Annotated in this window: 21 protein-coding genes and 2 tRNA genes; 11 read left to right on the top strand and 12 right to left on the bottom strand. The window is 73.0% G+C overall.

Annotation, left to right across the window (positions count from 1 at the left end; all coding sequences use genetic code 11):
- Positions 1-26: 26 nt before the first annotated feature.
- From ATL40_RS12620 to ATL40_RS12635, 4 genes are all read right to left on the bottom strand, one after another.
- A complete protein-coding gene (locus tag ATL40_RS12620; RefSeq protein WP_098469850.1) occupies positions 27-1,862 on the bottom strand; it encodes an amidase family protein in 1,836 nt (611 codons plus the stop codon).
- A complete protein-coding gene (locus ATL40_RS12625) occupies positions 1,859-2,587 on the bottom strand; it encodes a cohesin domain-containing protein (RefSeq protein WP_143556978.1) in 729 nt (242 codons plus the stop codon). The genes ATL40_RS12620 and ATL40_RS12625 overlap by 4 nt, the downstream gene beginning before the upstream one ends.
- A 361-nt stretch (positions 2,588-2,948) precedes the next feature.
- A tRNA-Ser gene (locus ATL40_RS12630) sits at positions 2,949-3,037 on the bottom strand.
- A 237-nt stretch (positions 3,038-3,274) separates the two neighbouring features.
- The gene (locus tag ATL40_RS12635) at positions 3,275-3,778 is read right to left on the bottom strand and encodes a hypothetical protein (RefSeq protein ID WP_098469852.1); all 504 of its coding nucleotides are present in this window, start codon (positions 3,776-3,778) and stop codon (positions 3,275-3,277) included.
- A gap of 199 nt (positions 3,779-3,977) precedes the next feature.
- On the opposite strand from ATL40_RS12635, the gene ATL40_RS12640 reads away from it, so the two are divergent.
- From ATL40_RS12640 to ATL40_RS12650, 3 genes are read left to right on the top strand one after another with little or no spacing between them, the layout of a single operon-like run.
- Positions 3,978-4,631 (top strand): DUF4956 domain-containing protein, encoded by a 654-nt coding sequence (locus ATL40_RS12640; protein WP_098469853.1) that lies wholly within the window; start codon positions 3,978-3,980, stop codon positions 4,629-4,631.
- Complete coding sequence (locus ATL40_RS12645) at positions 4,628-5,416, top strand: polyphosphate polymerase domain-containing protein (RefSeq protein ID WP_211283124.1); 789 nt, start codon at positions 4,628-4,630, stop codon at positions 5,414-5,416. Before ATL40_RS12640 ends, ATL40_RS12645 begins: the two co-directional genes overlap by 4 nt.
- Positions 5,417-5,418: 2 nt before the next feature.
- Positions 5,419-7,194 carry a carbohydrate-binding domain-containing protein gene (locus tag ATL40_RS12650; RefSeq protein ID WP_098469854.1) on the top strand — a complete coding sequence of 592 codons (1,776 nt, stop codon included), beginning with the start codon at positions 5,419-5,421 and terminating at the stop codon, positions 7,192-7,194.
- Positions 7,195-7,613: 419 nt separating this feature from the next.
- Here ATL40_RS12650 and ATL40_RS12655 read toward each other — a convergent pair.
- Both ATL40_RS12655 and ATL40_RS12660 read right to left on the bottom strand, forming a co-directional pair.
- A tRNA-Ser gene (locus ATL40_RS12655) sits at positions 7,614-7,698 on the bottom strand.
- A 137-nt stretch (positions 7,699-7,835) separates the two neighbouring features.
- Complete coding sequence (locus ATL40_RS12660; protein WP_098469855.1) at positions 7,836-8,270, bottom strand: nitroreductase family deazaflavin-dependent oxidoreductase; 435 nt, start codon at positions 8,268-8,270, stop codon at positions 7,836-7,838.
- A gap of 31 nt (positions 8,271-8,301) precedes the next feature.
- Between ATL40_RS12660 and ATL40_RS12665 the strand changes: the two genes are divergently transcribed.
- A complete protein-coding gene (locus tag ATL40_RS12665) occupies positions 8,302-8,598 on the top strand; it encodes a hypothetical protein (RefSeq protein ID WP_098469856.1) in 297 nt (98 codons plus the stop codon).
- A gap of 17 nt (positions 8,599-8,615) precedes the next feature.
- Here the strand turns inward: ATL40_RS12665 and ATL40_RS12670 are convergent, their stop codons facing one another.
- Positions 8,616-9,140: a PadR family transcriptional regulator gene (locus ATL40_RS12670; protein WP_098469857.1), complete on the bottom strand. Its 525-nt coding sequence runs from the start codon at positions 9,138-9,140 to the stop codon at positions 8,616-8,618.
- Between the two features lie 63 nt (positions 9,141-9,203).
- On the opposite strand from ATL40_RS12670, the gene ATL40_RS12675 reads away from it, so the two are divergent.
- The 5 genes from ATL40_RS12675 (at position 9,204) to ATL40_RS12695 (ending at position 13,837) form a co-directional block, all read left to right on the top strand.
- The gene (locus ATL40_RS12675; RefSeq protein WP_098469858.1) at positions 9,204-10,295 is read left to right on the top strand and encodes a serine hydrolase domain-containing protein; all 1,092 of its coding nucleotides are present in this window, start codon (positions 9,204-9,206) and stop codon (positions 10,293-10,295) included.
- A 44-nt stretch (positions 10,296-10,339) separates the two neighbouring features.
- The gene (locus ATL40_RS12680) at positions 10,340-11,329 is read left to right on the top strand and encodes a zinc-binding dehydrogenase (RefSeq protein ID WP_245867085.1); all 990 of its coding nucleotides are present in this window, start codon (positions 10,340-10,342) and stop codon (positions 11,327-11,329) included.
- A 32-nt stretch (positions 11,330-11,361) separates the two neighbouring features.
- Entirely contained in the window at positions 11,362-12,162 is an 801-nt protein-coding gene (locus tag ATL40_RS12685; RefSeq protein ID WP_169925978.1) for an LLM class flavin-dependent oxidoreductase, read from the top strand.
- 286 nt (positions 12,163-12,448) lie between these two features.
- The gene (locus tag ATL40_RS12690; protein ID WP_098469861.1) at positions 12,449-13,021 is read left to right on the top strand and encodes a DoxX family protein; all 573 of its coding nucleotides are present in this window, start codon (positions 12,449-12,451) and stop codon (positions 13,019-13,021) included.
- A gap of 246 nt (positions 13,022-13,267) precedes the next feature.
- A complete protein-coding gene (locus ATL40_RS12695) occupies positions 13,268-13,837 on the top strand; it encodes a DoxX family protein (protein ID WP_098469862.1) in 570 nt (189 codons plus the stop codon).
- An 87-nt stretch (positions 13,838-13,924) separates the two neighbouring features.
- Here the strand turns inward: ATL40_RS12695 and ATL40_RS12700 are convergent, their stop codons facing one another.
- The 3 genes from ATL40_RS12700 to serS are packed head-to-tail and all read right to left on the bottom strand — an operon-like array spanning position 13,925 to position 17,456.
- A complete protein-coding gene (locus tag ATL40_RS12700; protein WP_245867087.1) occupies positions 13,925-15,256 on the bottom strand; it encodes an AGE family epimerase/isomerase in 1,332 nt (443 codons plus the stop codon).
- A gap of 41 nt (positions 15,257-15,297) precedes the next feature.
- Complete coding sequence (locus tag ATL40_RS12705) at positions 15,298-16,191, bottom strand: HAD family hydrolase (protein WP_098469863.1); 894 nt, start codon at positions 16,189-16,191, stop codon at positions 15,298-15,300.
- The gene (gene serS, locus ATL40_RS12710) at positions 16,188-17,456 is read right to left on the bottom strand and encodes a serine--tRNA ligase (protein WP_098469864.1); all 1,269 of its coding nucleotides are present in this window, start codon (positions 17,454-17,456) and stop codon (positions 16,188-16,190) included. Before serS ends, ATL40_RS12705 begins: the two co-directional genes overlap by 4 nt.
- A gap of 84 nt (positions 17,457-17,540) precedes the next feature.
- On the opposite strand from serS, the gene ATL40_RS12715 reads away from it, so the two are divergent.
- The gene (locus tag ATL40_RS12715) at positions 17,541-18,695 is read left to right on the top strand and encodes a diacylglycerol/lipid kinase family protein (RefSeq protein WP_245867090.1); all 1,155 of its coding nucleotides are present in this window, start codon (positions 17,541-17,543) and stop codon (positions 18,693-18,695) included.
- 129 nt (positions 18,696-18,824) lie between these two features.
- Here ATL40_RS12715 and pheA read toward each other — a convergent pair whose 3' ends face one another.
- On the bottom strand, positions 18,825-19,796 hold the full coding sequence (gene pheA / locus ATL40_RS12720) for a prephenate dehydratase (RefSeq protein WP_245867238.1): 972 nt from the start codon (positions 19,794-19,796) through the stop codon (positions 18,825-18,827).
- An 83-nt stretch (positions 19,797-19,879) separates the two neighbouring features.
- Here pheA and ATL40_RS12725 point away from each other — a divergent pair, with 83 nt between their 5' ends.
- A complete protein-coding gene (locus ATL40_RS12725) occupies positions 19,880-22,507 on the top strand; it encodes a hypothetical protein (RefSeq protein ID WP_143556979.1) in 2,628 nt (875 codons plus the stop codon).
- On the opposite strand, the gene ATL40_RS12730 is transcribed toward ATL40_RS12725, so the two are convergent.
- Positions 22,474-23,256 (bottom strand): glycosyltransferase family 2 protein, encoded by a 783-nt coding sequence (locus ATL40_RS12730; RefSeq protein ID WP_245867239.1) that lies wholly within the window; start codon positions 23,254-23,256, stop codon positions 22,474-22,476. The two genes, ATL40_RS12725 and ATL40_RS12730, sit on opposite strands and share 34 nt — an antisense overlap.
- Between the last annotated feature and the right edge of the window lie 32 nt (positions 23,257-23,288).

Raw genomic sequence — 23,288 nt, forward strand, 5'->3', positions numbered from 1 at the left:
CGGCCCGTCGCCGTCCTGCTATGACCTCAGTCCAGCGCCGGGTACAGCTCCGGCGTGGTGCGGGCCTGGGTGGCCTGCTCGAACGCATAGGTCAGCCCGAAGAGTTCACCCTCGGAGAAGTCCGCCCCGAGGAACTCCAGGTTCACCCCGGCGCCGGTGATCGTGCCGTCGGCCTCGATCGCCTGACCCATCGGGACCGTGACCGAGGGCATCCCGGTGTTCGGGCTCAGCCGCAGGTTGCGCCCCTGGGTGCCGTAGGTGTTGCCGGAGGGGTAGACCAGGGCGTCCAGATCGGCGTCGGCCAGCATCTGGTGCACCAGCACCTTGCCCGCGGCCAGCTGCAGCGTGTGGCTGCCCTCCGGCCCGGCCCAGGCCTCGTACTCCTCCTCGGTCACGGCGGCGCGCCGCTCGTAGGTGCCCTGACGGGAGGTGACGAACATCCCGGTCTCGATTATCTCGGTGATCGTGCGGGCCTCGACCTCGGGAGCCAAGAAGTCCTCCACGTACTCCTCCAGGTCGTGGCGGAACTCGTTGGTGCTCCCCGAGCCCTCGCCGAGCACATCGGCGAACCCGTCCGGCTCCGTCAGCTCCACGACTGTCGCGCCCTGAGCCTCGAAGGTGGCCTTGGCCTCCTCCCACAGCCGCAGCGTGGTCGGGTTGTCCCCGAGCATCGAGGGGACGTAGCCGATCCGGGCGCCCTCCAGGGAACCCTCGTCGAGGTAGGCGGTGTAGGACTCCGGCACCTGGCCGGCCTGGGTGGAGGTGATCGGGTCGGCCTCGTCCACCCCGACCACGGCATCCAGCGCCACGGCGGCATCGGTCACCGACCGCGCCATCGGGCCGCCGGTGTCCTGCGAGAGCGCCAGCGGGATGATCCCGGAGCGGCTCGCCAGGCCCACCGTGGGGCGCACCCCGACGAGCTGGTTGTAGGAGGAGGGCACGCGGATCGAACCCCCGGTGTCCGTGCCGAACCCAATCCCGACGAGGTTCGCCGCGATCGCCGCACCGGTGCCGCCGCTGGAGCCGCCCGCGGTGTAGGCGGTGTTGTACGGGCTGGCCACGTACAGCGTCTCCCCCGCCGGCTGCCCGGCGGAGAACTGGGAGTTGAAGCCGTAGGCGAACTCGTCCAGGCTCAGCTTCGCCAGGATGATCGCGCCATCTTCCCGCAGCCCCTCCACCATCGTGGCGTCGGTCTCGGTCTGGTTGGCCTCCCACGCGCCGGCGCCGCCAGTGGTGGGCATGTCGGCGGTGTTGTAGTTGTCCTTCAGCCCCACGGGCACTCCCAGCAGCATGCTGGTCATGCCCTGCTCGGCGCGGATGGCGTCCGCCTGAGCCGCGGCCTCGAGCGCCACATCGGAGGTGGCGATCACCGAGTTGAGCTCGCGCCCGCCCTCGCTGGTGTCCACGAGCACGCGGTCGTAGGCGGCGATGCGGGCGAGGTAGTCCTCGGTGAGTTCCACCGACGTCGTGACGCCGGCGTTCATCGCGGACTGCATGGCGATCACGTCGGCCTCGATGAGCTCGAAGGGACCGTCGTCGTAGATCATCCGAGAGGAGACCTCCGCGAGGTCGGCCACGGTGATCTCGCCGTCCTCGTTCACATCGGCCTCGGCCACGAAGGCCTCCTCGCCGACGGCGGAGCCGAGGGCCCCGGCCACCACGTCCAGATCGGCGGTGGTGACCTGGCGATCAGCCGTGAGGTCGAGTTCGGTGTAGTACGGCGCCAGGAAGACGCCCTCGGCCGGCTCGGTCACGGTGGAGGCCGCCGGGACGGCCGCAAGGGTGGTGGCGCACGCGACGGCGATGGCCGAGACCGCGCAGACGCGCCGCGTGCTGCGGGAGATGCTCTGGGTGGCGCTCATCGGTCGCTCACCGCCTTTCGACGCAGGAGGAAGACACCGACCGCCACGGCGGCGGCAGCCAGGGCCGCGAGGATGCCGACCTGCGCACCCGTGGTGGCCAGGCCGCCCGAGCTGCCGGAGCCGGAGGTGTCACCGTCCGTGCTGGACTCACTGGGATCCGTGGTGGGCTCCTCCGACTCGCTCGGGTCGGGGTCGGTGGGGTCCTCCGTCGGGTCCTCGGTGGGGTCCTCGGTCGGCGTCTCGGTGGGGGTCTCGGTGGGGGTCGGCTCCGGAGCGGAGACCGCGACCGTCAGCTCGTCGCCCGGCCCCTCGGCCAGCGCCTCGTCCGCCCCGACCAGGGAGGTCGTGGCGACCAGGGAGGCGTCGCCGTCGGCCACCGCGGTGAAGGTGAGCGATCCCAGCGCGAGGTCACCGGCCAGGCCGGGCGAGGTGCCCAGGCGGGTGTGGGTCACGGTGACGACGCCCTCCTGCGGGGCTGCGGCGTCGTACCCGCCCTCGAGGCCGGGTGTGGCCGAGACGTAGGTCAGCAGCGCCGGGTCGTAGGCGATCTCGACGGCGTAGGAGTAGAGGTCCTCAGCCGCGACAGCGGCCAGATCGAGGGTGATCTCCTCGCCGACCATCACCTCGGTGGGGCCGGCGAGGGTGAGTTCCTCGGCGGCGGGAGCGGCGAGAGCGGCGGGCGCGAGGGCGCCGACGAGCAACGCCCCACCCCCTGCCGTGGCCACCGCACGCAGTGTGGAGCGTGAATGCACGCGCGTACGTCCTTTCCGGTGGGGTCCACGCACACGCCTGCACACGCTGCATGCACGGAACCGGGGGAGCCCCTTGCATTGAGCAGACTTTCAAGCCCGCATTGCGTGCCCGTGAGTCTCGCGTTACGCCTGCGTTGCGGTCGACGGGCGGGGGCTGTGTGTCGGGGCGGGACGGGGCACCTACGCCCAGCGAGCGTCGACGAAACCCGCGAGCGACGACGCCGGGCGGACCATCTCGCGGGCTTCGTCGTCTCTCGCGGGGCTGCGCACGGCCGGGAACGACAAAGCCCGGAACCACAAGGGTTCCGGGCTGTTGACCGTGAGAATCACGACGCGGAGACGGTGGGATTTGAACCCACGGACGGGTTGCCCCGTCACGGCCTTAGCAGGGCCGCGCACTAGACCTGACTATGCGACGTCTCCAAGACCAGTCCCGGCCGAGGCCCGAGGGCATCTGCCACGACGGCTCCGAGCAGGGTACCCGCTCGCGGGGCGTGATCCAAACCCCGGTGGGCCCGAGGAGGTGAGCCACACCTGCAGAACCCTCTCGCGGTGGCTGCACAAGGACCTCGCGAAGCTCCGGGTGCACCGCGAGGCGGTTCTGCAGCCACCGCGAGGCGGTTCTGCAGCCACCGCGAGGCGGTTCTGCAGGCCGCGAGGTCAGCCGAGGACGGCGCCCGAGCCCGAGGCGCGCGGGCCGAGCACCAGGAAGGGCCAGGTCCAGATCCGGGAGGCATCGCCGTCGAGCATCAGCCGCCACTGGAACACCTCGCCCGGCGGGAGCGGGATGCCCTGCCCGAAGTCCATGATGATGCGGGTGCGTCCCCGCATCACCGCGCGCCCCTCCCCGCCCACGCCAGCGGGGATCTGCGGCTGCTCCACCCGGGCGATCTTCGCCAGGCGCATCGCGCCGCCACCCCGCGGTGACACCAGGTCGCCGGTGGCGGTGGTCAGCGCGACCTCCACCGGGAAATCGACGGGCAGCATGGGGTAGGGCAGCTCGACGTCCGCCACCACGGAGAACCGCGCCGTCGCGGAGCGTTCCTGCACGTAAGGGAGAGCGGAGAGACCGGCGCCGACCAGGGCGGCCTTGCCCGCGCCCTCGGCCTGCGCGAAGTCCGCCATCTGGATCCAGGCCACGGCGGCCTGAGCGATCTCGCTCACGGACAGCTCCTCACGTCGGGTTCCCCCACTGTAGGCATGCCGCACGTGCCGCCAGCACCTCCGGCACCGCAAACACCGCCAGCACCGCGAGCCCGTTCACTCCTCGTTCACCCGCTCCCAGGAAAGCCACAGCCTCCTGCCAGCCCCACCCCATGTCCATCCGGTTCTCTTTCTCTTGAACGCAACGAAGGAGAACGAGATGTCCATCGATCCCACGATCACCCTGATCCTCGCCGACCTGATCGCGGCTGCCGTGCTGACGTTCGGCCTCTACTTCCCGCGACACCGGCGCCGTGACCTGGTGGTGGCCTACCTCGGGATCAACGTGGGCGTGTTCGCTGTCTCGGCCGCGCTGGCCAGCAGCTCGGTGGGCGCCGGCCTCGGCCTCGGTCTCCTCGGTGTGCTCTCCATCATCCGGTTGCGCTCGGACGAGCTGAGCCAACGTGAGGTCGCCTACTACTTCGCTGCCCTCACGATCGGCCTGCTGGGCGGACTCGCCCCCGACCCGACCTGGCTCGCGATCGCCGGGATGGCGCTCGTGGTGGCCGTGATGTGGTTCGCCGACCACCCCGCGCTGCTGAGCCGGGCCCGGCAGCAGGTGATCGTCGTGGACCGCGCGATCGCGAACGAGGACGACCTCACCTCACACCTCGCCGCCCTGCTGGACGCCAACATCCGCACCGTGAGCGTGCAGAAGCTCGACACCGTCAACGACACCACCACGGTGGACGTGCGCTACCAGTTGCGCCGCGCACCCCGGCTCGGCGAGGCCATCGAGGCCCCGGGCAGGGCGGGCGCGGCGAGCACGGTCGCAGCAGCAACCCCCGGCCACGGAACGGAGATGACCCGATGAGCACCACCACCACGACCCTCGACCTCGGCGCCATGCTCCCGCAGCCCTCCATCGCCCTGCCGGATCTCATGGCGGCCGCCTCCCTCCAGGCCCGCACCGACCGCAAGTACCTGCTGCCGCTGGCCGACGCGATCGACCTGCTCACCCTCGACCTGCGCTCCGCGGAGCCGGACGCGCGGGTGCTGGAGATCGGCGGGCTGCGGACCTTCGGCTACTCCTCGCGCTACCTGGACACACCCGATCTGGAGGCCTACCGTCTCGCGGCCCACGGCCGCGGCAACCGGTACAAGGTGCGCACCCGCACCTACCTGGACTCCGGCGAGGAGTGGCTCGAGGTCAAGACCCGCGATCCGCGCGGCACCACGATCAAGGACCGGCTCGCCCTCGGGCAGGCCGACCGGCGGGAGACCCGCACGTTCGCGCCGCGCACCGTGCAGGAGCGCACCGGCCACCGGGTCGAGGCGCTGCAGACCGCACTGGACGTGACCTACCGGCGCACCACGCTGTTCCTGCCCGGCTCGGGCAGCCGCGTGACCGTCGACACCGACCTGGCGTGGCGGGACCCGGACGGCGTGCGTCGCCGCCTGCCCGACCACGCGATCGTCGAGACCAAGACGACGGGGCGAGCCTGCGCCGTCGACCACCTGTTGTGGCGCAGCGGCATCCGCCCGCGCCGCCTGTCGAAGTACACCTGCGGCCTTGCGCTGCTGCGGCGGGAGGACCTCCCGACCAACCGCTGGCACCGCACGATCACCGCCCTCGACACCCTGAGCACCTGGAGCTAACGATGCGATCCGTCCGCACCACCACCCGCCGGCTGAGCGCCGCGGCTGCCGCCGTCGCCGCAGCCGCCGCCCTGACCGCCTGCACCGCGACCGAGACCACCGAGGAGGCCACCGCGAGCTCCGCAGCCGCGGAGGTCGCCGCCGCGGAGGCAACCGAGGCGGCCGAGGCGACCGAGGAGGACGACGTCGAGGAGGAGGACTCCGGGGTCGTGGCCGCCGAGGCCGTGGCCGGGGAGGACGTCGCGGCCGCGATGGCCGCCAACCTCGCCTACGAGGCCGGCGAGATCAGCGAAGAGGCCGACACCACCATCACCCTGACCGGCGACGGCGCGAGCGTGCAGGGCGAGGGCGTGAGCGTAGAGGGCTCCACGATCACGATCACCTCCCCCGGCAGCTACCGGGTGACCGGCACCCTGCAGGACGGCGCGATCGTGGTGGACTCCGCCGCGGAGGGCGCCGTGAGCATCGTGCTCGACGGCGCAGACCTGACCTCCTCCACCACCTCCCCCCTGCAGGTCACCGAGGCGGACAGCGTGGTGGTGGTGCTCGCGGACGGCACCAGCAACTCCCTGACGGATGCCACCGAGTACGTCTACCCGGACGCCGAGACCGACGAGCCGAACGCGGCGCTGTTCTCCACCGCCGACCTCACCATCGGTGGCACCGGGTCGCTGACGGTGACCGGCAACAGCAACGACGCCATCGCCTCCAAGGACGGCCTGGTCATCGCCGGGGGCGACATCACCGTGGACGCGGTGGACGACGGCGTGCGCGGCAAGGACTACCTCGTGATGACCGGCGGGTCGCTGACGGTGACCTCCGGCGGCGACGGCCTCAAGGCCGACGACGACGAGGACGCCACGGCCGGCTACATCGCCCTGCTCGGGGGCGCAGTCGAGGTGACCGCCGGGGACGACGCGCTGACCGCCGTGACCGACGTGATCGTGGGGGCGGCGTCGCTGACCGCCACGGCGGACGACGGCGCAGCCTCCGACTCCGGGGCCAAGGGCCTGGTCGGGGACGTCAGTGTGGTCATCGGTGAGGGTGCCGAGGTAGCCGTCACCGCCACCGACGATGCCGTGCACGCCGGCGGCGCCGCCACGATCGGCGGCGGCACCGTGACTCTGGCCAGCGGCGACGACGCGATCCACTCCGACGGCTCCGTCACCCTCTCGGGCGGCACGGCCACCGTGACCGAGGCCTACGAGGGCGTCGAGGGCGCGACGATCGCCTTCACCGGGGCCGAGGTGTCGATCACGGCCACCGACGACGGCGTGAACGCGGCCTCCGACACCGCCGCCGAGCGGTGGATCGAGATCACCGGGGGAACACTGGAGGTGCTCAGCGAGGGCGACGGCATCGACGCCAACGGGTCGATCACGATGACCGGCGGCGACGTGCTGGTGTTCGGGCCGACGACGGACCGCGAGGGCGCCCTGGACGCCGACGACGGCCTGGTGGTCGAGGGCGGCACGCTGCTGGCGATCGGTGCGGCGGGGATGGCGGTGGCGCCGACCACCGACTCGGCGCAGGGCTGGCTCTCCGCCGAGGTGGCCGCCGCGGCCGGGTCCACGATCACGGTGCTCGACGCCGAGGGGTCGGAGCTGGTGAGCGTCCAGACCCCGAAGACCGCGGGCTCGGTGGTGTACTCCGCCGCGGACGTGGAGTACTCCGCGACGTACACGGTGTCGGTGGACGGCGCCGAGACCACCGTGACCGCGGGTGAGCACACCGGCGGGACGGGTGGCGGCGGGATGGCCGGCGGCGGCCGCCCCTGACCCCACCGCGAGGCAGTTCTGCAGGCACCGCGAGGCGGTTGTGCCCCCACCGCGAGGCAGTTCCGCAGGCGGCGTGCCCGGCACGGAGGCCGTGAGGTTTCCGGACCGGGCGTCGTCGCGCCGCTTCGCGCACGGCGGGTCGGCTTGGCGCACGGCGGCTGTGTGAACGGCCCGCTCCGCCGACGCCTCTCTGACCTGCAGCGATCGCGCCGCCAACTCCGGCAGCGCTCTCAGAACCGCCGCGCGCGAAGCCGATCCGCCGTCAGCGAGCGGCGGCGGAGGGACCCCTGGTGGTCATCGACGGCACTCGGCGGGGCTAGGGAGGCGACGGCGGCACCGGCACAACCACCTCGGCACAGGGACGGGGGGACCTCGCGAAGCCGAAGGGCCGGGACGCTGCGCGCGTCCCGGCCCTGAAGCGGAGAGGAGGGGATTCGAACCCCTGGTGGCTTGCACCACAACGGTTTTCAAGACCGTCACATTCGGCCGCTCTGTCACCTCTCCCAGCCCCACCAGCGCCAACGCTCCAGCACAAGGCAGCGAGCCGCGCGGCGGGCGCCCCCATTCTGCCAGGCGACGACCCGGCCGCAGATCCTCCCCCGGCCCGGCCGACGCCCCCGACAGATGGCGTCCGGAACCGCTCAGATCTCCGCGAGCAGGAACAGCGGGATCAGCCGGTCGGTCTTGGTCTGGTACTCGGCGTAGTCCGGCCACGCCTCCACGGCGCGCGCCCACCAGATCTCGCGCTCCTCACCGCTGAGTTCGCGCGCCTCGTAGTCCTTGACCACGGGACCGTCCTGCAGCATCACCTCGGGGTTGGCCACGATGTTGTGGTACCAGGCGGGGTGCTCGGGGGCGCCGCCCTTGGAGGCGACCACCACGTACTCGCCGTCGTGCTCCACGCGCATCAGCGCCGTCTTGCGCAGCTTGCCGGACTTCGCGCCGACGGTGGTCAGCACGATCACGGGCTTGCCGCGCATCTCCAGGCCCTCCTTCCCGCCGGAGGCCTCGATGAGCTCGGCCTGCTGACGGGCCCACTCGGACGTGCTCGGTGCGTACTCTCCCTGAAGTGGCATGGCACGAGCCTACGACTGCCAGGATGGGTGCGTGTCCTCCGACGTCTCCGCCCTCGCGATCGCGGTCTACCTCGCGGTGGGCGTGTTCGCGGCCTGGGTGGTGGCGAGCAGTCTCGCGCGGCGAGGGCGCATCCGCCGCAGCCCCGGGCCGGCGCTGCCCTACCTCTACTCCGCGGCGAGCGTGCTCGTGGTCGGCGTGGTGCTGATGGCGCTGCGCTCCCCCACCGGCCGCTGGGTGCTGCTGGCCGGCATCGCGTTCGCCGCCTACGCGCTCTACCGCGCCCTGCGGCTGCGCCGCTGGAACCGCGAGCGCCGCGGCGCGGCCTGAGGGCACGACGACGCAGCTCACATTCCGTCCGCGACCTCGCCCAACCACTCCAGGGCCAGGGCGTGCGAGCGCAGCCCGTACTCCAGCGTGGCGCGCTGGTAGCGGAAGATCTCGGCGTGCCTCTCGCCGACCTCCTGCGCGTCCAGGTCCCGAGCGAATGCCTGGAGGTCGGCGAGCGCGGCGGCCGCGTGCTCGCGCAGCACGCCGAGCACCTCGGCCCGCCCCTCGGCCGGCAGCAGGCCCGCGAGGTAGACCTTGGCGAGCATCGCCGTCTCCGCGCCGGCACCGGTGAGCGGTTCGCGCATCCACGCCTCCCACGCCGCGCGCCCCTGCGGCGTCACGGTGTGCACGCGGCGCCCGCGCGCCGAGCCGGGCACGGCCTCGGCCGTGACCAGCCCGCGCTCCACCAGACCCGCGAGGGCGCGCTGGAGGCTGCCGTAGCTCGCGGCGTAGAACAGCGAGGCCCCGCCGGTGAACTGCTTGTGCAGGTCGTACAGGGACATCGGCGCGAGCATCAGCAGGCCGAGGATCACGTGCTGCATCTGGACATCCTCTCGCACGCCGTGGCAATATCCCTCACAGATATATCTCAAGAGAGTATAGCCATGACCGCACGCACCGTCCGCGACCCCGAGGCGCTCGCCCGCGCACTGCGCCGGGCCACCGACAACGCCACCCACCACCGCGCCCGCCGAGCCGCCGGGCTCCCCGCCCCGCAGGTGCTCGTGGACGCCCCCGGCCTCACCTTCACCAGCGGCGAGACCGACCGCCGCTTCCACGCCGCGAGCGTGGGGAAGATGATGACCGCCACCCTCGCCTTCGACCTGGCCGAGCGCGGCCGGCTCGACCTGGACGCCCCCGTCACCGCTCTGGTGCCCGAGCAGGAGGCCCGCGGCCTGTTCGCCGGCCCCGGCGTCACCCCGCGCCACCTGCTCACCCACACCAGCGGCGCGGCCGACTACTTCGAGGACCCCGCCGCCGGCATCCCCTTCCCCGAGCGTCTGCGCCGCGACCCCGAGCACCGCTACACGCCCGAGAAGCTCCTCGCCATCACCCGCGAGCACCAGCACCCCGTCGCCGCCCCCGGCGAGCGCTTCCACTACTCCGACACCGGGTACGTGCTGCTCGCGCGCATCCTGGAGGAGGCGGGCGGCGCGGGCCTCGGCGCCCAGCTGCACGAGCGGATCTTCACCCCCGCCGGGATGGGCGAGACCTGCCTGCTGTTCCACACCCTGCCGGGTGGGGCGCCCAGCACGAGCCCCACCCCGGGCGCGGACCTCGACCTGGCGCCCCTCGTCGTCGACGGCCTCGACCTCAGCCGCGCGTCCGCGTTGAGCTGCGACTGGGGCGGCGGTGGCGTGGTCACCACCCTGGCGGACCTGCGCGCCTTCGCCGCCGCCTGGCGCGCCGGTGCCCTCATCGGCGAGGCGTCCCGCGCCGCAATGACCGAGACGACCCACCGTTTCCGTGCCGGCATCCGCTACGGCGCCGGCGCCATGCGGTTGCGCTACCGGGAGTTCTTCCCCCTGTTGTTCGGGATGCCGAGCCCGGTGGGGCACCTGGGCGTGACCGGCGCACACCTGTTCTTCGACGAGCGCGTGACCCTCGTGCTGAACGCGCACAGCACCGCCGAGATGACCCGCAGCTTCCGGCTGCACATCCGCCTGATGCAGGCCACCGTCCGCGCCCTGCGCTGAGGGCTGTCGTTGCCGAGGCCGGCCGACGACGTAGCCTGAGCCGGGTGGAGATCCTGGAGATTCACGAGGGCCACCTGCGCCCCGCGACCCGCCCGACGCCCCAGCCCGGGCCAGGCGAGGTCCTGCTCGAGGTGGCGGCCGCGGGAGTGAACCGCGCGGACCTGCTGCAGGTGGCCGGGCACTACCCGCCGCCCCCCGGCGAGCCGGACCATCCGGGCCTCGAGGTCGCCGGGCGCGTCCTCGCCGTCGGCCCGCCCGAAAATGCCGCACCGACCCTCGCCGTCGGGGACCGGGTCGCGGCCCTGTTGGCAGGTGGCGGGTACGCGAGCCACGCCGTCGTCCCCGCCGCCCAGACCATGCCCGTGCCGGACACCCTGACCGACGCCGAGGCCGCCGCCCTGCCCGAGGCGCTGGCCACGGTCTGGTCCAACCTGGTCGGGGTGGGCCAGACCCCCGTCGGGGCCCTGCGGCGCGGCGAGACCCTCCTGGTGCTCGGCGGGTCCGGCGGCGTGGGCAGCACGGCCGTCCAGATCGGCCGCCTCCTCGGTGCCCGGGTGATCGCCACCGCGGGCGGTCCCGAACGCGTCGCCGCCGTCGAGGCGCTCGGCGCGGAGGCGGTCCTGGACCACCGCGCCCTGGACGCCGCTGCCCTCACCGACGCCGTCAGGGGCCTCGGGGGCGCCGATGTGATCCTCGACGTGCTCGGCGGCCCCGCCCTCGCGCAGAACGTGCGCCGGCTGCGCACCGGCGGACGACTCGTGGTGATCGGCACCCAGGCGGGGCGCGCGGGCGAGGTGGACGTGCTCGCCCTGATGAAGCGCCGCGCGAGCATCCACGGCACCACGCTGCGTGCCCGCCCTGCCGCGGAGAAGGCCGCGATCATGCGCGACGTCGTCGCGCACCTCGGTGGACCCCTGGCCTCCGGGGAGGTGCGACCGACACTGCACGCCGCAATGCCACTGGCCGAGGCGGAACGGGCGCACGCGATGCTGCGCGACGGCGTGGCGCTCGGCAAGGTGGTCCTGCTCCCGTGACCGCGGCCCCACCTGGGCATTCGCCGCGGCCTGTGGCCCTCGATGTGGTCCTCAACCCGTTCCGCACGGATGCGGCCACCCTGGTCGAGGCGGCGGTGCGCGCGGAGGCGGAGGGCGCCGACGGCGTGTGGACCTTCGACCACGTCTCCTCCCTCGCCTCCCCCACCGCACCGGGCGAGGGCGCCGCACGTGAGGTGTTCACCGTGCTCGGCGCCATCGCGGCCCGCACCGAGCGAGTGCGCGTGGGGCCCCTGGTGGCCAACATCCACAACCGGCACCCCGCGCAGCTCGCGCTCGCCCTGGACACCCTCGCGGACCTCGCGCCCGGGCGCGTGGTGTGCGGGATCGGCGCGGGGGCGGGGCCCGGTTCCCCGTTCGCGCGGGAGGACGCAGCCTTGGGGCGCGTCCCCGAGCCCGCGGCTGCACGCCGGGCGCTGCTCGCCGAGCACATCGGCGCGCTGCGGGCCCTCGGTCGTGGCGAGGACGCGACCGGGAGCGTCGCGACGCACGGCCTGCGCGGCGTGGTGCGCCATCCCACGCCGCCGATCGTGGTGGGCGGTGGGGCGTGGCGGACCCTGGAGCTCGCGGCACGGACGGCGGACGGGGTGAACATCGTCACCGGGCTCACCCCCGGGCTCGCGGACACGGTGGCACGCCTGCGGGAGATCACCGCCGCACGCCCCTTCGAGATCAGCGTGTTCGTGGCGGACCGGTTCGTGGCGGACCGGCCGGCCGGCGGCCTCGCCGACCTCGACCTCGAGGCGCTCAGTGCGGCGACGCCCCCGGGCGTGGACCGCCTCACCGTGCTGGTCCAGTCGCCCGCCCGTCGCTGACGGCGGACCGGCTTCGCGCACGGCGGACCGGCTTCGCGCACGGCGGATCGGTGAGCCCCTGCGGCGCACCCGCCGGCATCCGCGCAGGTCACAGACTCGCAGCGACAGATCGCCGTCACGCATCCGCCGTGCGCGAAGGCGACCCGCCCCGAGCGAAGGCACTGACGACGCCGCGATAGGTGAAGTCGGGACTTTCGGCCCGCGAGAATCCTCGTCCGAGCCGGAAGTCTGGCTACCACACCGCCCGGCGCACGGGCGCCCCCCACCAACGAAGGAGTTGGACGCCATGAGCACGACCGCCAACCGTCCCGCCGCGAGCGCGGGAGGCATCACCACCCAGGAAGACATCGTCACCCGGCCTTTCGCGCGCAAGGTCCTCGCCTTCTCGCGCATCCTCATCGGGTTCTTCTTCCTGTGGCCGTTCCTGGACAAGATGTTCGGGCTCGGCTTCTCCACCGCGAGCGAGAGCGCCGTGATCAACGGCGGCACGCCCGCGCAGGGGTACCTCAACTTCGCGGTGGAGGACTCCCAGCCGCTGAAGCAGACCTTCATCGACCTGTTCGCGAACGGCTTCGGCGACTTCCTGTTCATGTTCGGCCTGTTCGGCATCGGGGTCGCGATGATCGCCGGCGCCGGGCTGCGGATCGCGGCCGTCGGCGGCAGCCTGCTCATGCTGTTCATGTACCTGGTGAGCCTGCCCTGGGCAGCAGAGAGTGCCACCAACCCGATCTTCGACTCCCACTGGCTCGAGGCGATGCTCCTGATAATCCCCGCCGTCACCCTCGCGGGCGACACCTGGGGCCTGGGCAAGTGGTGGGGCAACCTGGAGTTCGTCCGCAAGAACCCCTGGCTGCGCTGAGCCTGCACTGAGGCTGCGCTGAGCACCAGCCTCGCGGTAGCACCGCAGTCCCGAGAACCCCGGCTCCATCCCCTGGAGCCGGGGTTCTCCCATGCCCGGGCCAGCAGCCGCAGCGACAGCCGCACCCCGCCCACCACCGCCCTGTGACCGCCCCCACACAAGGTCGGGACCTTGTTCCCGCGTTATGTCACAAACCGGGGAGCAGAGTTATGTCATCACCGGCGACCCGAGGAGAACCCGACCACCATGACCGCCCCCGCAGGCCACGCCGTCGCCGCCGCGGGCTACCGCACCCAGGCCGACGTCGTCACCAGCCGCCTCGCCCGCAAGGTCCTCGCAATCGCCCGTATCCTCATCGGGTTCTTCTTCCTGTGGCCGTTCCTGGACAAGATGCTCGGGCTCGGCTTCACCACCGCGAGGAAGGACGCGGTCGTCAACGGCGGCACCCCCGCGCGCAGCTACCTGCAGTACGCGGTCGCGGACTCCCAACCGCTGAAGCAGACCTTCGTCGACCTGTTCGCGAACGGCTTCGGCGACTTCCTGTTCATGGCCGGTCTGGCAGGGATCGGCATCGCCATGATCACCGGTGCCGGGCTGCGGATCGCGGCCGTCGGCGGCAGCCTGCTCATGCTGTTCATGTACCTGGTGAGCCTGCCCTGGGCAGCGCAGGGCGCCACCAACCCGATCGTCGACTCCCACTGGCTCGAGGCGATGCTGCTCATCATCCCCGCCGTCACCCTCGCGGGCGACACCTGGGGCCTCGGCACGTGGTGGGGCGGGTTGGAGGTGGTGCGCAGCAACCCCTGGCTGCGCTGAACCTCCCCGCCCGCGGCAACGACGCCGCCACAGGACCCCGGGTCTACCCCCTTGGACCCGGGGTCCATCTCTGCCCGACGGCGCCGCTCACCGATCCAGCAGGCCCGCCTTGACGGCGCTGGCCAGGGCGGGCCACAGCGGCAACCGCGGGATGAGGGAGGCCTGGATGGCGTGATAGATGTCGGGTTTGCCGGGCCACACGGTGTCCGCGGGCTCGTTGCGCTCGTCGAGTTGGTGGATCCAGGAGCCCGACCCGTCCAGCATCGCGACCTGGGCGTAGTCCCACCACGTCTGGTACAGCTCCGCGTACCGGGCCACGCTCGGGTGGGTGGGGGCCACGCCGTCGTCCAGGCTCGCCCGCCACAGGGCGGCCGCCGCCCCAAGGGCCTCGGTCACCACCCAGTGCATGCGATCGCGCACCACCGGCTCGCCGGCGAAGTCGACCGTGTAGACGAAGCCGTCCTCACCGTCCACCGCCCAGCCCTCGGCCACCCCGGCGTCGAACAGCGCCACGGCGGACTCGTGCAGCCACGCGACGTCCTCGGCCGCAGTGCCGTGCGCGAGTTCGGCGGCGCGCGCGTGCAGCGCGAGGCGCGCCCACTCGAACCAGTGCCCCACCGTGGCGCCGTACGGGCGGAACGGGTGGGCACGGTCATCGGTGTTGTACTCCGGCAGGGGCTCCCACGTGGTGGAGAAGTGCTCCGGGATCCGCCAGGAGAAGTCCTTCGCGTAGCCCATCACGCGGCGCAGGATCCGCAGTGCGCGCTGCCGCCAGACGTCCTCGCCGGTCGCATCCGCCACCGCCAGGTAGGACTCCACGGTGTGCATGTTCGCGTTGACGCCGCGGTAGTCCTCGCACTGGGTCCAGGCGGCGTCCCAGGACTCCACCGCCATGCCCTCCTCCTCGCTCCAGAACCGCTCGGAGTGCACGGCCTTGGCCTGCTCGAGCAGTTCGGCGGCGCCGGGGCGGCCCGCGAGGGTGGCGCTGGAGGTGGCCAGCAGCACGAAGGCGTGCGCGTAGGCCTCCTTGATCGGCGCCGTCGGGCCCTGCGGTGTGACCTTGGAGAACCAGCCGCCGTACTCGCGGTCCGCGAAGGACTCCCGCAGGGCGAGCAGGCCGTGGTCCACCAGCACGGCGCACCCGGGCCGCCCGAGCATGGCGCCCAGGCTGTAGGAGTGGGTCATCCGGCAGGTGATCCACAGCTCGGCCTCGCCGGTGATCGCGGCGGCACCGCCGCGCAGGTCACCCTCGCCGTCGAGGTACCCGAAGCCGGCCTCGATGGAACTCGCGGAGGCGAAGGAGATCAGGTCGTCGGTGTGCATCTCGAGCCAGCGGGCGTGCGCCGGGGAGCCGAGCCAACTCGGCGGGGCGTCGATGCGCGTGCGGATGGCCTGGGCGGAGACGTCGTCGGTGCTCACCCGGCCATTCTCCCACCCGGGCACCGCGCGGCGGGAGGACCTCAGGGCAAGGCGGCGCGCAGCACAGGGACCACGCCGTTCTCGTCCACGTGCCCGGTCACCACGTCCGCCACCGCGATCGTGCCGGCATCCGCCGAGCCCATCGCCACGCCGAGCGCCGCCCACTGCAGCATCTCGCGGTCGTTCTGCCCGTCCCCGGCGGCCAGGGTGGCACCGGCGGGCACCCCGTACGTCTCGCGCACCACGTCCAGCGCGGAGGCCTTGGACACCCCGGGCGGGGTGAGGTCGAGCCACGCGGTCCACCCGACGGCGTAGGTCACCCCGTGCAGGCCGGCGCGCGCCACCATCTCGCTGAAGTGGTCCGAGGTGCGCGTGGGTGCCCGCAGCACCACGCGGGAGACCGGTTCGGCGAGCAGTTCCTCCAGGTCCACGAGTTGGGTGGGTGCGGACAGTTCCCCGGCCGGGAAGTGCCGGGTGGCCTTGAACCCCTGCCCGAGGTCCTCCACCGCCACGATCACCTCCGGGTCCTCCGCGAGCATCGCCCGCACGGCCGGCCCGGCGTCGAAGGTCACTTCGGAGACCAGGTCGTAGCCGCCGTCGCGCCGCAGCGTGATGGTCACCGCCCCGTTCGAGCAGACCGCGTACCCGGAGTCCAACCCCAGCCAGTGCGCCACCGGGAGCAGCGCGGGCACCGAGCGCCCGGTCGCCAGGACCACATGCACCCCCGCCTCACGCAGGCGAGCCACGCCGTCGATCACCTCGGGGGCGAGGGAACCGTCGTGACCCAGCAGGGTGCCGTCGATGTCGAGCGCCACGAGCGGCGCAGTGTCGGCCTCACGCGCGGCGGCCAGCACCCGCTCCACCGCGGCGGCAGTGAAACGCGGCACGTCCTCCCACGCGATGGCCGATCCGCCGGCGGGGTCCGCGGCGCTCATGCGCGCAGTTCCTCCAGGCCGCCCAGGTAGCCGCGCAGCCCCTGCGGGACCCGCACACTGCCATCGGCCTGCTGATGGTTCTCCAGGATCGCCGCGATCCACCGGGTGGTGGCCAGCGTGCCGTTCAGGGTGGCCACGGGGCGGGTGGTGCCCGACGGCGTGCGCTCGCGAATGTTCAGGCGCCTGGCCTGGAACGTGGTGCAGTTGGAGGTGGAGGTCATCTCCCGGTAGACGCCCTGGCTGGGCACCCACGCCTCGCAGTCGAACTTCCGGGCGGCGGAGGAGCCCAGGTCGCCCGCGGCGGTGTCGATCACGCGGTAGGGCAACTCGGCCTTGGCGAGCATCTCCTCCTGCCATGCCAGGAGGCGCTCGTGCTCCGCGGCGGCGTCCTCGATCGGCACGTAGGAGAACATCTCGACCTTGTTGAACTGGTGCACGCGCACGATGCCGCGGTTGTCCCGGCCGGCGGCGCCCGCCTCCCGGCGGTAGCAGGAGGACCACCCGGCGTAGCGCAGCGGGCCGCCCGCCAGGTCGAGGATCTCCCCGGCGTGGTAGCCGGCGAGCGCCACCTCGGAGGTGCCCACGAGGTACAGGTCGTCCGCCGGCAGGCGGTAGATCTCGTCCGCGTGCGCCCCGAGGAACCCGGTGCCGGCCATGATCTCCGGCTTGACCAGCGTGGGGGTGATCACCGGGGCGAAACCAGCCGCGACCGCGGTGTCCATCGCCGCGTTCAGCAGGGCGAGTTCGAGTCGGGCCCCGAGGCCCACGAGGTAGGAGAACCGGGAACCGGAGACCTTCGCCCCGCGGGTCATGTCGATGGCGCCCAGGCCCTCACCGATCTCGAGGTGGTCGCGCACGGTGACGCCCTCGGCGGTGAAGTCACGCGGGGTGCCCTCGTGACGCAGCACCACGAAGTCGTCCTCGCCGCCGGTCGGCACGCCGTCGATCACGAGGTTCGGCATGGCGGCCAGCAGGGAGTCCAGGTGCTCACGCGCCTCGGCCGCCTCGGCCTCGGCGTCCTTGACCTGCTGCGCCATCGCCTTGGCGCGCGCCAGCACCGCCTGCCGCTCCTCGGGGGCGGCCTTGCCGACCGACCGGGAGAGCTCCTTCTGCTCGGCGCGCAGATTCTCGAAGGTGGTCAGCAGGGCGCGCTGACGCTCGTCCGCCGCGAGGATCTCGTCCACCAGGTGCTCACCGGCGCCGCGGGATCGCTGACTGGCTCGTCCGACGTCGGGATTCTCGCGCAGTGCCTTGATGTCGATCACACCTCGAGCCTACCGGCCGGGACCCACTCGACTTCTTCTGGGCGCAGTGGGCCGGTCGCGCCCGCCAGCGCCTAGGCTGAGGGGGTGTTGACCGCCGCCCTTGCGATGTCCATTGTGGGATTGGCGCTCGCCTCCGTGGCCCTGGTCATCGCGGTGGTGGTCTACCGCGAGCACCGCGCCCGCCTCACCTCGCCGGCGCTGCGGGCACCTCGCACCGTGCTGCCGGCACCCACCGAACCTGCCCAGGACCCCGCCTCGACGGGCCCGGCCGCGTTCGTCATCAACCCCTCCAAGGTCGCGGACGTGGAGGGCCTGGAGGCCGACGCCCGAGTGGTCTCCGACGAGCTCGGACTCCCGGCGCCGATCTTCCTGCGCACCACCGTGGAGGATCCGGGCGCGGGCCAGGCGCGCGAGGCGGTGGAACGCGGCGCGAGCGTGGTGGTGGCCGCGGGGGGCGATGGGACGGTGCGCGCCGTCGCGACCGCGCTGGCCGGGGGCGGAGTGCCGATGGCGCTGCTGCCCTCGGGCACCGGGAACCTGCTCGCTCGCAACCTCGACATCCCCGTGGAGAGCCGCAGTCAGCAGTTGCAGGCGGCGCTCGGCGGCCGGGAGATGGCGATGGACCTGGGCTGGTTGACCCCGATCGGCCCCACGGACTCCACCGGGGAGGAGATCGAGCCCGGCGGGCAGGACATGCCCCAGGTGGGCCGCGAACACCTGTTCCTCGTGATGGCCGGTGTCGGCTTCGACGCCGCGATGGTCGCCGACGTGAACCCGGACATGAAGCGCCGCGTGGGGTGGGTGGCCTACTTCATGGCGGGGGCACGCCACATGCACTCCACGCGCCCCTGGCTGGAGATGCAGGTGGGCAACGGCGCGTGGAACCGGCGCCGGGTGCGCACCCTGCTGTTCGCCAACTGCGGCCGGCTCCCCGCCGGTCTCGTGCTGCTTCCCGATGCCGAGATCGACGACGGCTACCTCGACGTGGCGGCCCTGGACACCCGCAGCGGGATCCTTGGGTGGAGTTCCCTGCTGTGGCGCGTGCTCATCCAGGGCCTGGGGTACCGCTCCTCCAACGGGCTGAACCCCAGCAAGATGGATTTCTGGCGCGCCCGCGCCGTCTCGGTCCGGTTGGACGAGCCGCAGGCGGTGCAGGTGGACGGGGACATCGTGGGCGACGCCGTGGAACTGCACGTGCGGGTGCAGCCCAATGGCCTGCGGGTACGCGTGCGCCGCTGACAGTGGCCTACCCCGGGGCGGTCGATGGGGACCTGCTCCGGAGTGGCTGGGCGTGGGGCGCGAGGGACGAGCGCCCGGGCAGAGCGGGTCCCCATCGACCGCCCCGGCCACCCCTGCCCCTGCGCGCCGCTAGCCGCGCAGCCCCCGCACCCAGGCCCGCGCGGCCTCGAAGTCCTCGTCGCGCATCCCCGGCGGCACGTGCGTGGGCGTGCGGTCCGCCCGCGGGTAGGAGCCGAGGAACACCACGTGCGGGCACACCCGGTGCAGGCCGATCAGGGCGGCGGCCACGCGGGCGTCGTCGATGTGCCCCTCGGCGTCCATCGAGAAGGCGTACCGGCCCAGGGCATCGCCGATGGGGCGCGACTCGATCCGGGAGAGGTTCACCCCGCGGGTCGCGAACTGCTCCAGCATCGTGACCAGGGCGCCGGAGGCGTTGTGGGGCAGATGCACCAGCAGCGTGGTCTTGTCCGCGCCGGTGCGCTCGGGGACCACACCGGGGCGGGCGACGACCACGAACCGGGTGACGGCGCCGGGATTGTCCTCCACGCCGTCGGCCAGGACCTCCAGCCCGTAGTCGGCGGCCGTGTGCGGGGCCACCAGCGCCGCCTGGAAGGCGAGCCCCGCCTCCCCGGGAGCCGAGCCGCCCGCGGGGGCTGCGCCCTCGCCCGCGAGCGCCGCCCCGGCGGCGGCGGTGGAGGTGGCGGGCACGTGCACGGCGCCGGGCACCAACTCGCTCATGGTGCGCCGGCACTGCGCCCAGGCGTGCGGGTGGGTGGCCACGGAGCGCACGTCCGCGAGGGCCGTACCCGGGCGCGCGGCGAGCACGAAGGAGATCTCCACGAGGACCTCGGCGACCACCACGAGGGGGGCGCCGGAGGCGAGGGTGTCCAGGGTGGCGGCCACCCCGCCCTCCACGGAGTTCTCCATCGGCACGATCGCGCGGTCCACCGCGCCGGTGCGCACCGCCTCCAGGGCGCTGACGACGTCCGGCATCGCCTGGCGGCTCGCTCCGGGGGCGTAGCGCGCGAGGGCGGCCTCGGTGAAGGTACCGACCGGCCCGAGGAAGGCGTATGTGATCTGGTCCTGCTCCACCTGCATCATCTCCACAGTTCTCTTGCGAACTCCGCCCACGGCCGCGAACCGGACCGTCGGGGCGGAGACTGTCGCTCACCTACGCTAGCGGGGTGCACGATCCCACCAGGCCAAGCGCCGACCGACGAGAGACCACGCCGAGGCAACGGCGACGCCGCACCGCCCAGGTGGTCGTGGCGCTCCTCGCCCTCGTGGGGATGCTCGCGACGGCCGTGCTGGCGCTCGCGCCGATCGCGCTCGCGGCGCCTGCCAACGCTGCGACGCCCCAAGGCACGCCGGTCCAGGCCACCGGAGGCGACCAGGCACCACTGCTCACGGCCCCGGATGCCGGGGTGGTCGACGGCGACGCCTCCCTGGTCATCATCGGCACCTCGGGTCTGACCTGGCAGGACGTGACGCCCGAGAACGCCCCGACCCTCTACGAGGCGGGGCTGAGCGGCGCGATCGCCAACCTCGTGGTGCGCTCGGTGCGGCCGACCACCTGCCCCGCCGACGGCTGGCTGGCGTTGTCCTCCGGTGCCCGCGCCGCCGACCTGCAGTGGAACCAGCGGACCACGGACTCCTCCACGCTCACCTGCCGCCTGCTGCAGCAGCCCACGGGCGAGTCCGTACCCGGCTGGGCGGACTACGAGGCAGCGGCGAGCACCTCCAGCTACGCCTCGCACCTGGGACTGTTCGGCGACGAGGTCGCTGCCGCGGGCCTGCAGGCCACCGCGATCGGCCCCGGTGCGGCGATCGCGCTGGCCACCTCCGACGGCACGCTGCCCGGCGGGGGCGAACCGCTGGCCGGCAGCGCCGAGGCCGTCACGCAGCAGGTGATCACCGCGACGACCGACTCCGAGGTGGTGGTGGTGGACGCCGGCTCGATCCAGACCCACATCGTGCCGCAGAGCGTGGTGGCCGATTCGGCGCAGGGCGCGGGAACGACGGACGGCGAGAGTCAGTCCGCGGACGAGGGCGCGGGTGCCCCCAGCGCCCTGCCCACCGAGCAGGTGGCCCTGACCCCTCCCGAGGACGTCGAGGCCTACCGCGCCGAGCAGGTGGCGCAGCTCGACGCACGCGTGGCCGCGATCCTGGAGGGCACCGCCCACCTGGACGACGCCACGATCATGATCGCCTCGCTCGCGGATGCGGGCTCCACCTCGGCCCCCGCGATGCAGGTGCTGATCACGCACGGTGAGCCGTTCGTGGCGGGCGGTGCGCCCCTGCGGGACGCCCTGCTGGTCACCAGTTCCACCCGGCAGGACGGGTACGTGCTGGCCACCGATCTCCTGCCCGCCGCCCTGGACTCCCTGCAGTTGCGACCCCTCGCGACCGCCTCCAGCGCCGCCCTGGTGGGCGCCGCGCCTCGCGCCGTCGAGCAGGGCGAGGCGAGCGGCACGGTGCGGATCGCCACGCTGCAGGACGACGAGGTGCACGCCCAGGCGCAGCGGCCGCTGGTGGCACCCTTCTACCTGCTGCTCGTGATCGCGAACGTGACCCTGTACGCCGTGGTGGCGTTCGGGCTGAGCCAACCCGCCCGCAACCGGGTGGCCCGCGCCGTGGCACGCTGGCTACGGCTGGACCACATGCAGCCCGCGGAGGGTCGCCCCCGGGTGCTGCGCGCGCTGCGCACCGTCTCGGTGGCGCTGGCCGCCGTACCCGTCTCCACGATGCTCGCCAACCTGCTGCCCTGGTGGCGTCTGGCCTCCCCCGCGCTGGGTCTGGCGCTGACGACCGCCGCGTTCGTGGCCGCGGTCACCCTGATCGCGCTCGCCACCCCGTGGCGGGACCGGATCCTGGCGCCCATGGGCGTGGTGGGCGGCATCACCGCGCTGACCTACGCCGTCGACATCGTCACCGGGGCGAGCCTGCAGCTCTCGGCCGTGATGGGCGTGCCGGTCCTGGTCGCCGGGCGGTTCTACGGGTTCAACAACACGGCGTTCTCGATCTTCGCCTCGGCCACGATCCTCACGCTGATCGCCGTCACCAACCCGCTCGTGCGCGCGGGGCGGCGGCTGCTCGCTGCGGCGATCATCGCCGTCGTGGGTCTCGTGGCCACCTTCCTGATCGGTTCACCCACCATCGGCGCGGACTTCGGCGGCCCGCCCGCGATCGTGCCGGCGTTCCTGCTGCTGGTGCTCCTGGCGGCGGGGGTGCGGCTCACCTGGCCACGCATCCTGCTGGTGCTGGCGGCAGCGGTCGCGGCCGTCACGGCCTTCGCGATGGCCGACTACCTGCGCCCGGAGGACGAGCGCTCCCACCTGGGGCGGTTCGTGGAGACGGTGCTCGACGGCGGCGCGTGGGATGTGGTGGCCCGCAAGCTCGAGGCGAACCTGCGGATCCTCGCGAACAACCGGCCCCTGACGATCCTGGCGATCACGGGCGTGGCGCTCGTGGTGCTGCTGCTCGCGCGGCCGCTGCGCAGTGCGATCAACGCGCCGCGGGGCGGGAAGTTCGGGTGGCTCTCCTCGGGAGCGCCGCTCTCCCAGATGGGGCAGGTGGCGCCCATGCTGCGGCCGGGGCTGCTCGCGCTGGCGGTGTGCCTGGGCATCGGGTTCCTGGTGAACGATTCCGGGATCGCGATCCCTGCCTACGGGGTCACGCTCGCTGTGCCCCTGCTACTGGCGGCGTGCGCGAACTGGATGCTGACGCTGGATCCGGAGCGTCCCACCGAGCAGGTGGAGGGCTCGGGGCCTGCGGACGCTCAGTCCTCGGGGACCTCGGGGAAGTCGGAGTAGCCGCGCATCCGCCGCATCGCTATCGCGTAGGTGATGTCGCGGTACTGCGCGGCCCGGTGCAGGTACCCCTTGAGGTCCTTCCCGGAGGGCCGGTGGGTGAGGTCGCAGGGCACCTCCACCACGGCGAACCCGTGCCCGAGCAGGTCCATGGTCATGCCGGTCTCCACGCCCCAGCCCCGCGCCAGCGGCATGGCGGCGGTGAACGCCTCCCGCGTCAGGCACCGCTGACCCGACAGCGGCGCCTTCGGGGTCCATCCCGACAGGTCGTGGATCGCCTTGCGGGCGGTGCCCACCACGAGTCCGTGACCGCCCGCCCCGCGTTGCGGCGGGAGCACGGCGATGGACAGGTCCGCCTTGCCCGCCAGGACGGGTGGCACCAACGGGGCTGTGTTCACGGCCGTGTCACCGAGGTCCGCGTCGATGAACAGCAGCATCCGCGGCGGTTCGCCGTCGGCGTCACGCATCGCCACGATCGCGGCGCCGGTCTCCATCGCCGAGGCCTTGCCGCGGTTGACGGCGTGGCGCACCACGACCGCGCCGGCGGCCCGGGCCACGTGCTGGGTGTCGTCGTCACTGCCGTCGTCCACCACGAGCACGAGGTCCACGTTCGGGATGCTGCGAGCAGAGCGCACCGTGGCGGCGATCCGCTCCGACTCGTTCTTGGCCGGAATGATCGCTGCTACGCGCTGCGAGCGAGCGGATGATCCGGACGCGCGAGCGCCGGATCCGGCGCCCCGGGCCCGCACCACTCGCAACGGATCGCGACCGCCTGCTGCCTGAG

It is taken from the genome of Serinibacter salmoneus, from assembly GCF_002563925.1.
Lineage (GTDB): Bacteria > Actinomycetota > Actinomycetes > Actinomycetales > Beutenbergiaceae > Serinibacter > Serinibacter salmoneus.

What these genes read in the sequence shown, in the direction of transcription:
- ATL40_RS12670 (WP_098469857.1), bottom strand. Translation starts at nt 9,140, where the DNA reads ATGCAGCACGTGATCCTCGGCCTGCTGATGCTCGCGCCGATGTCCCTG.
- ATL40_RS12660 (WP_098469855.1), bottom strand. Translation starts at nt 8,270, where the DNA reads ATGCCACTTCAGGGAGAGTACGCACCGAGCACGTCCGAGTGGGCCCGT.
- ATL40_RS12705 (WP_098469863.1), bottom strand. Translation starts at nt 16,191, where the DNA reads ATGAGCGCCGCGGACCCCGCCGGCGGATCGGCCATCGCGTGGGAGGAC.
- ATL40_RS12690 (WP_098469861.1), top strand. Translation starts at nt 12,449, where the DNA reads ATGAGCACGACCGCCAACCGTCCCGCCGCGAGCGCGGGAGGCATCACC.
- ATL40_RS12620 (WP_098469850.1), bottom strand. Translation starts at nt 1,862, where the DNA reads ATGAGCGCCACCCAGAGCATCTCCCGCAGCACGCGGCGCGTCTGCGCG.
- ATL40_RS12695 (WP_098469862.1), top strand. Translation starts at nt 13,268, where the DNA reads ATGACCGCCCCCGCAGGCCACGCCGTCGCCGCCGCGGGCTACCGCACC.
- pheA (WP_245867238.1), bottom strand. Translation starts at nt 19,796, where the DNA reads ATGATGCAGGTGGAGCAGGACCAGATCACATACGCCTTCCTCGGGCCG.
- ATL40_RS12645 (WP_211283124.1), top strand. Translation starts at nt 4,628, where the DNA reads ATGAGCACCACCACCACGACCCTCGACCTCGGCGCCATGCTCCCGCAG.
- ATL40_RS12675 (WP_098469858.1), top strand. Translation starts at nt 9,204, where the DNA reads ATGACCGCACGCACCGTCCGCGACCCCGAGGCGCTCGCCCGCGCACTG.
- ATL40_RS12650 (WP_098469854.1), top strand. Translation starts at nt 5,419, where the DNA reads ATGCGATCCGTCCGCACCACCACCCGCCGGCTGAGCGCCGCGGCTGCC.
- ATL40_RS12640 (WP_098469853.1), top strand. Translation starts at nt 3,978, where the DNA reads ATGTCCATCGATCCCACGATCACCCTGATCCTCGCCGACCTGATCGCG.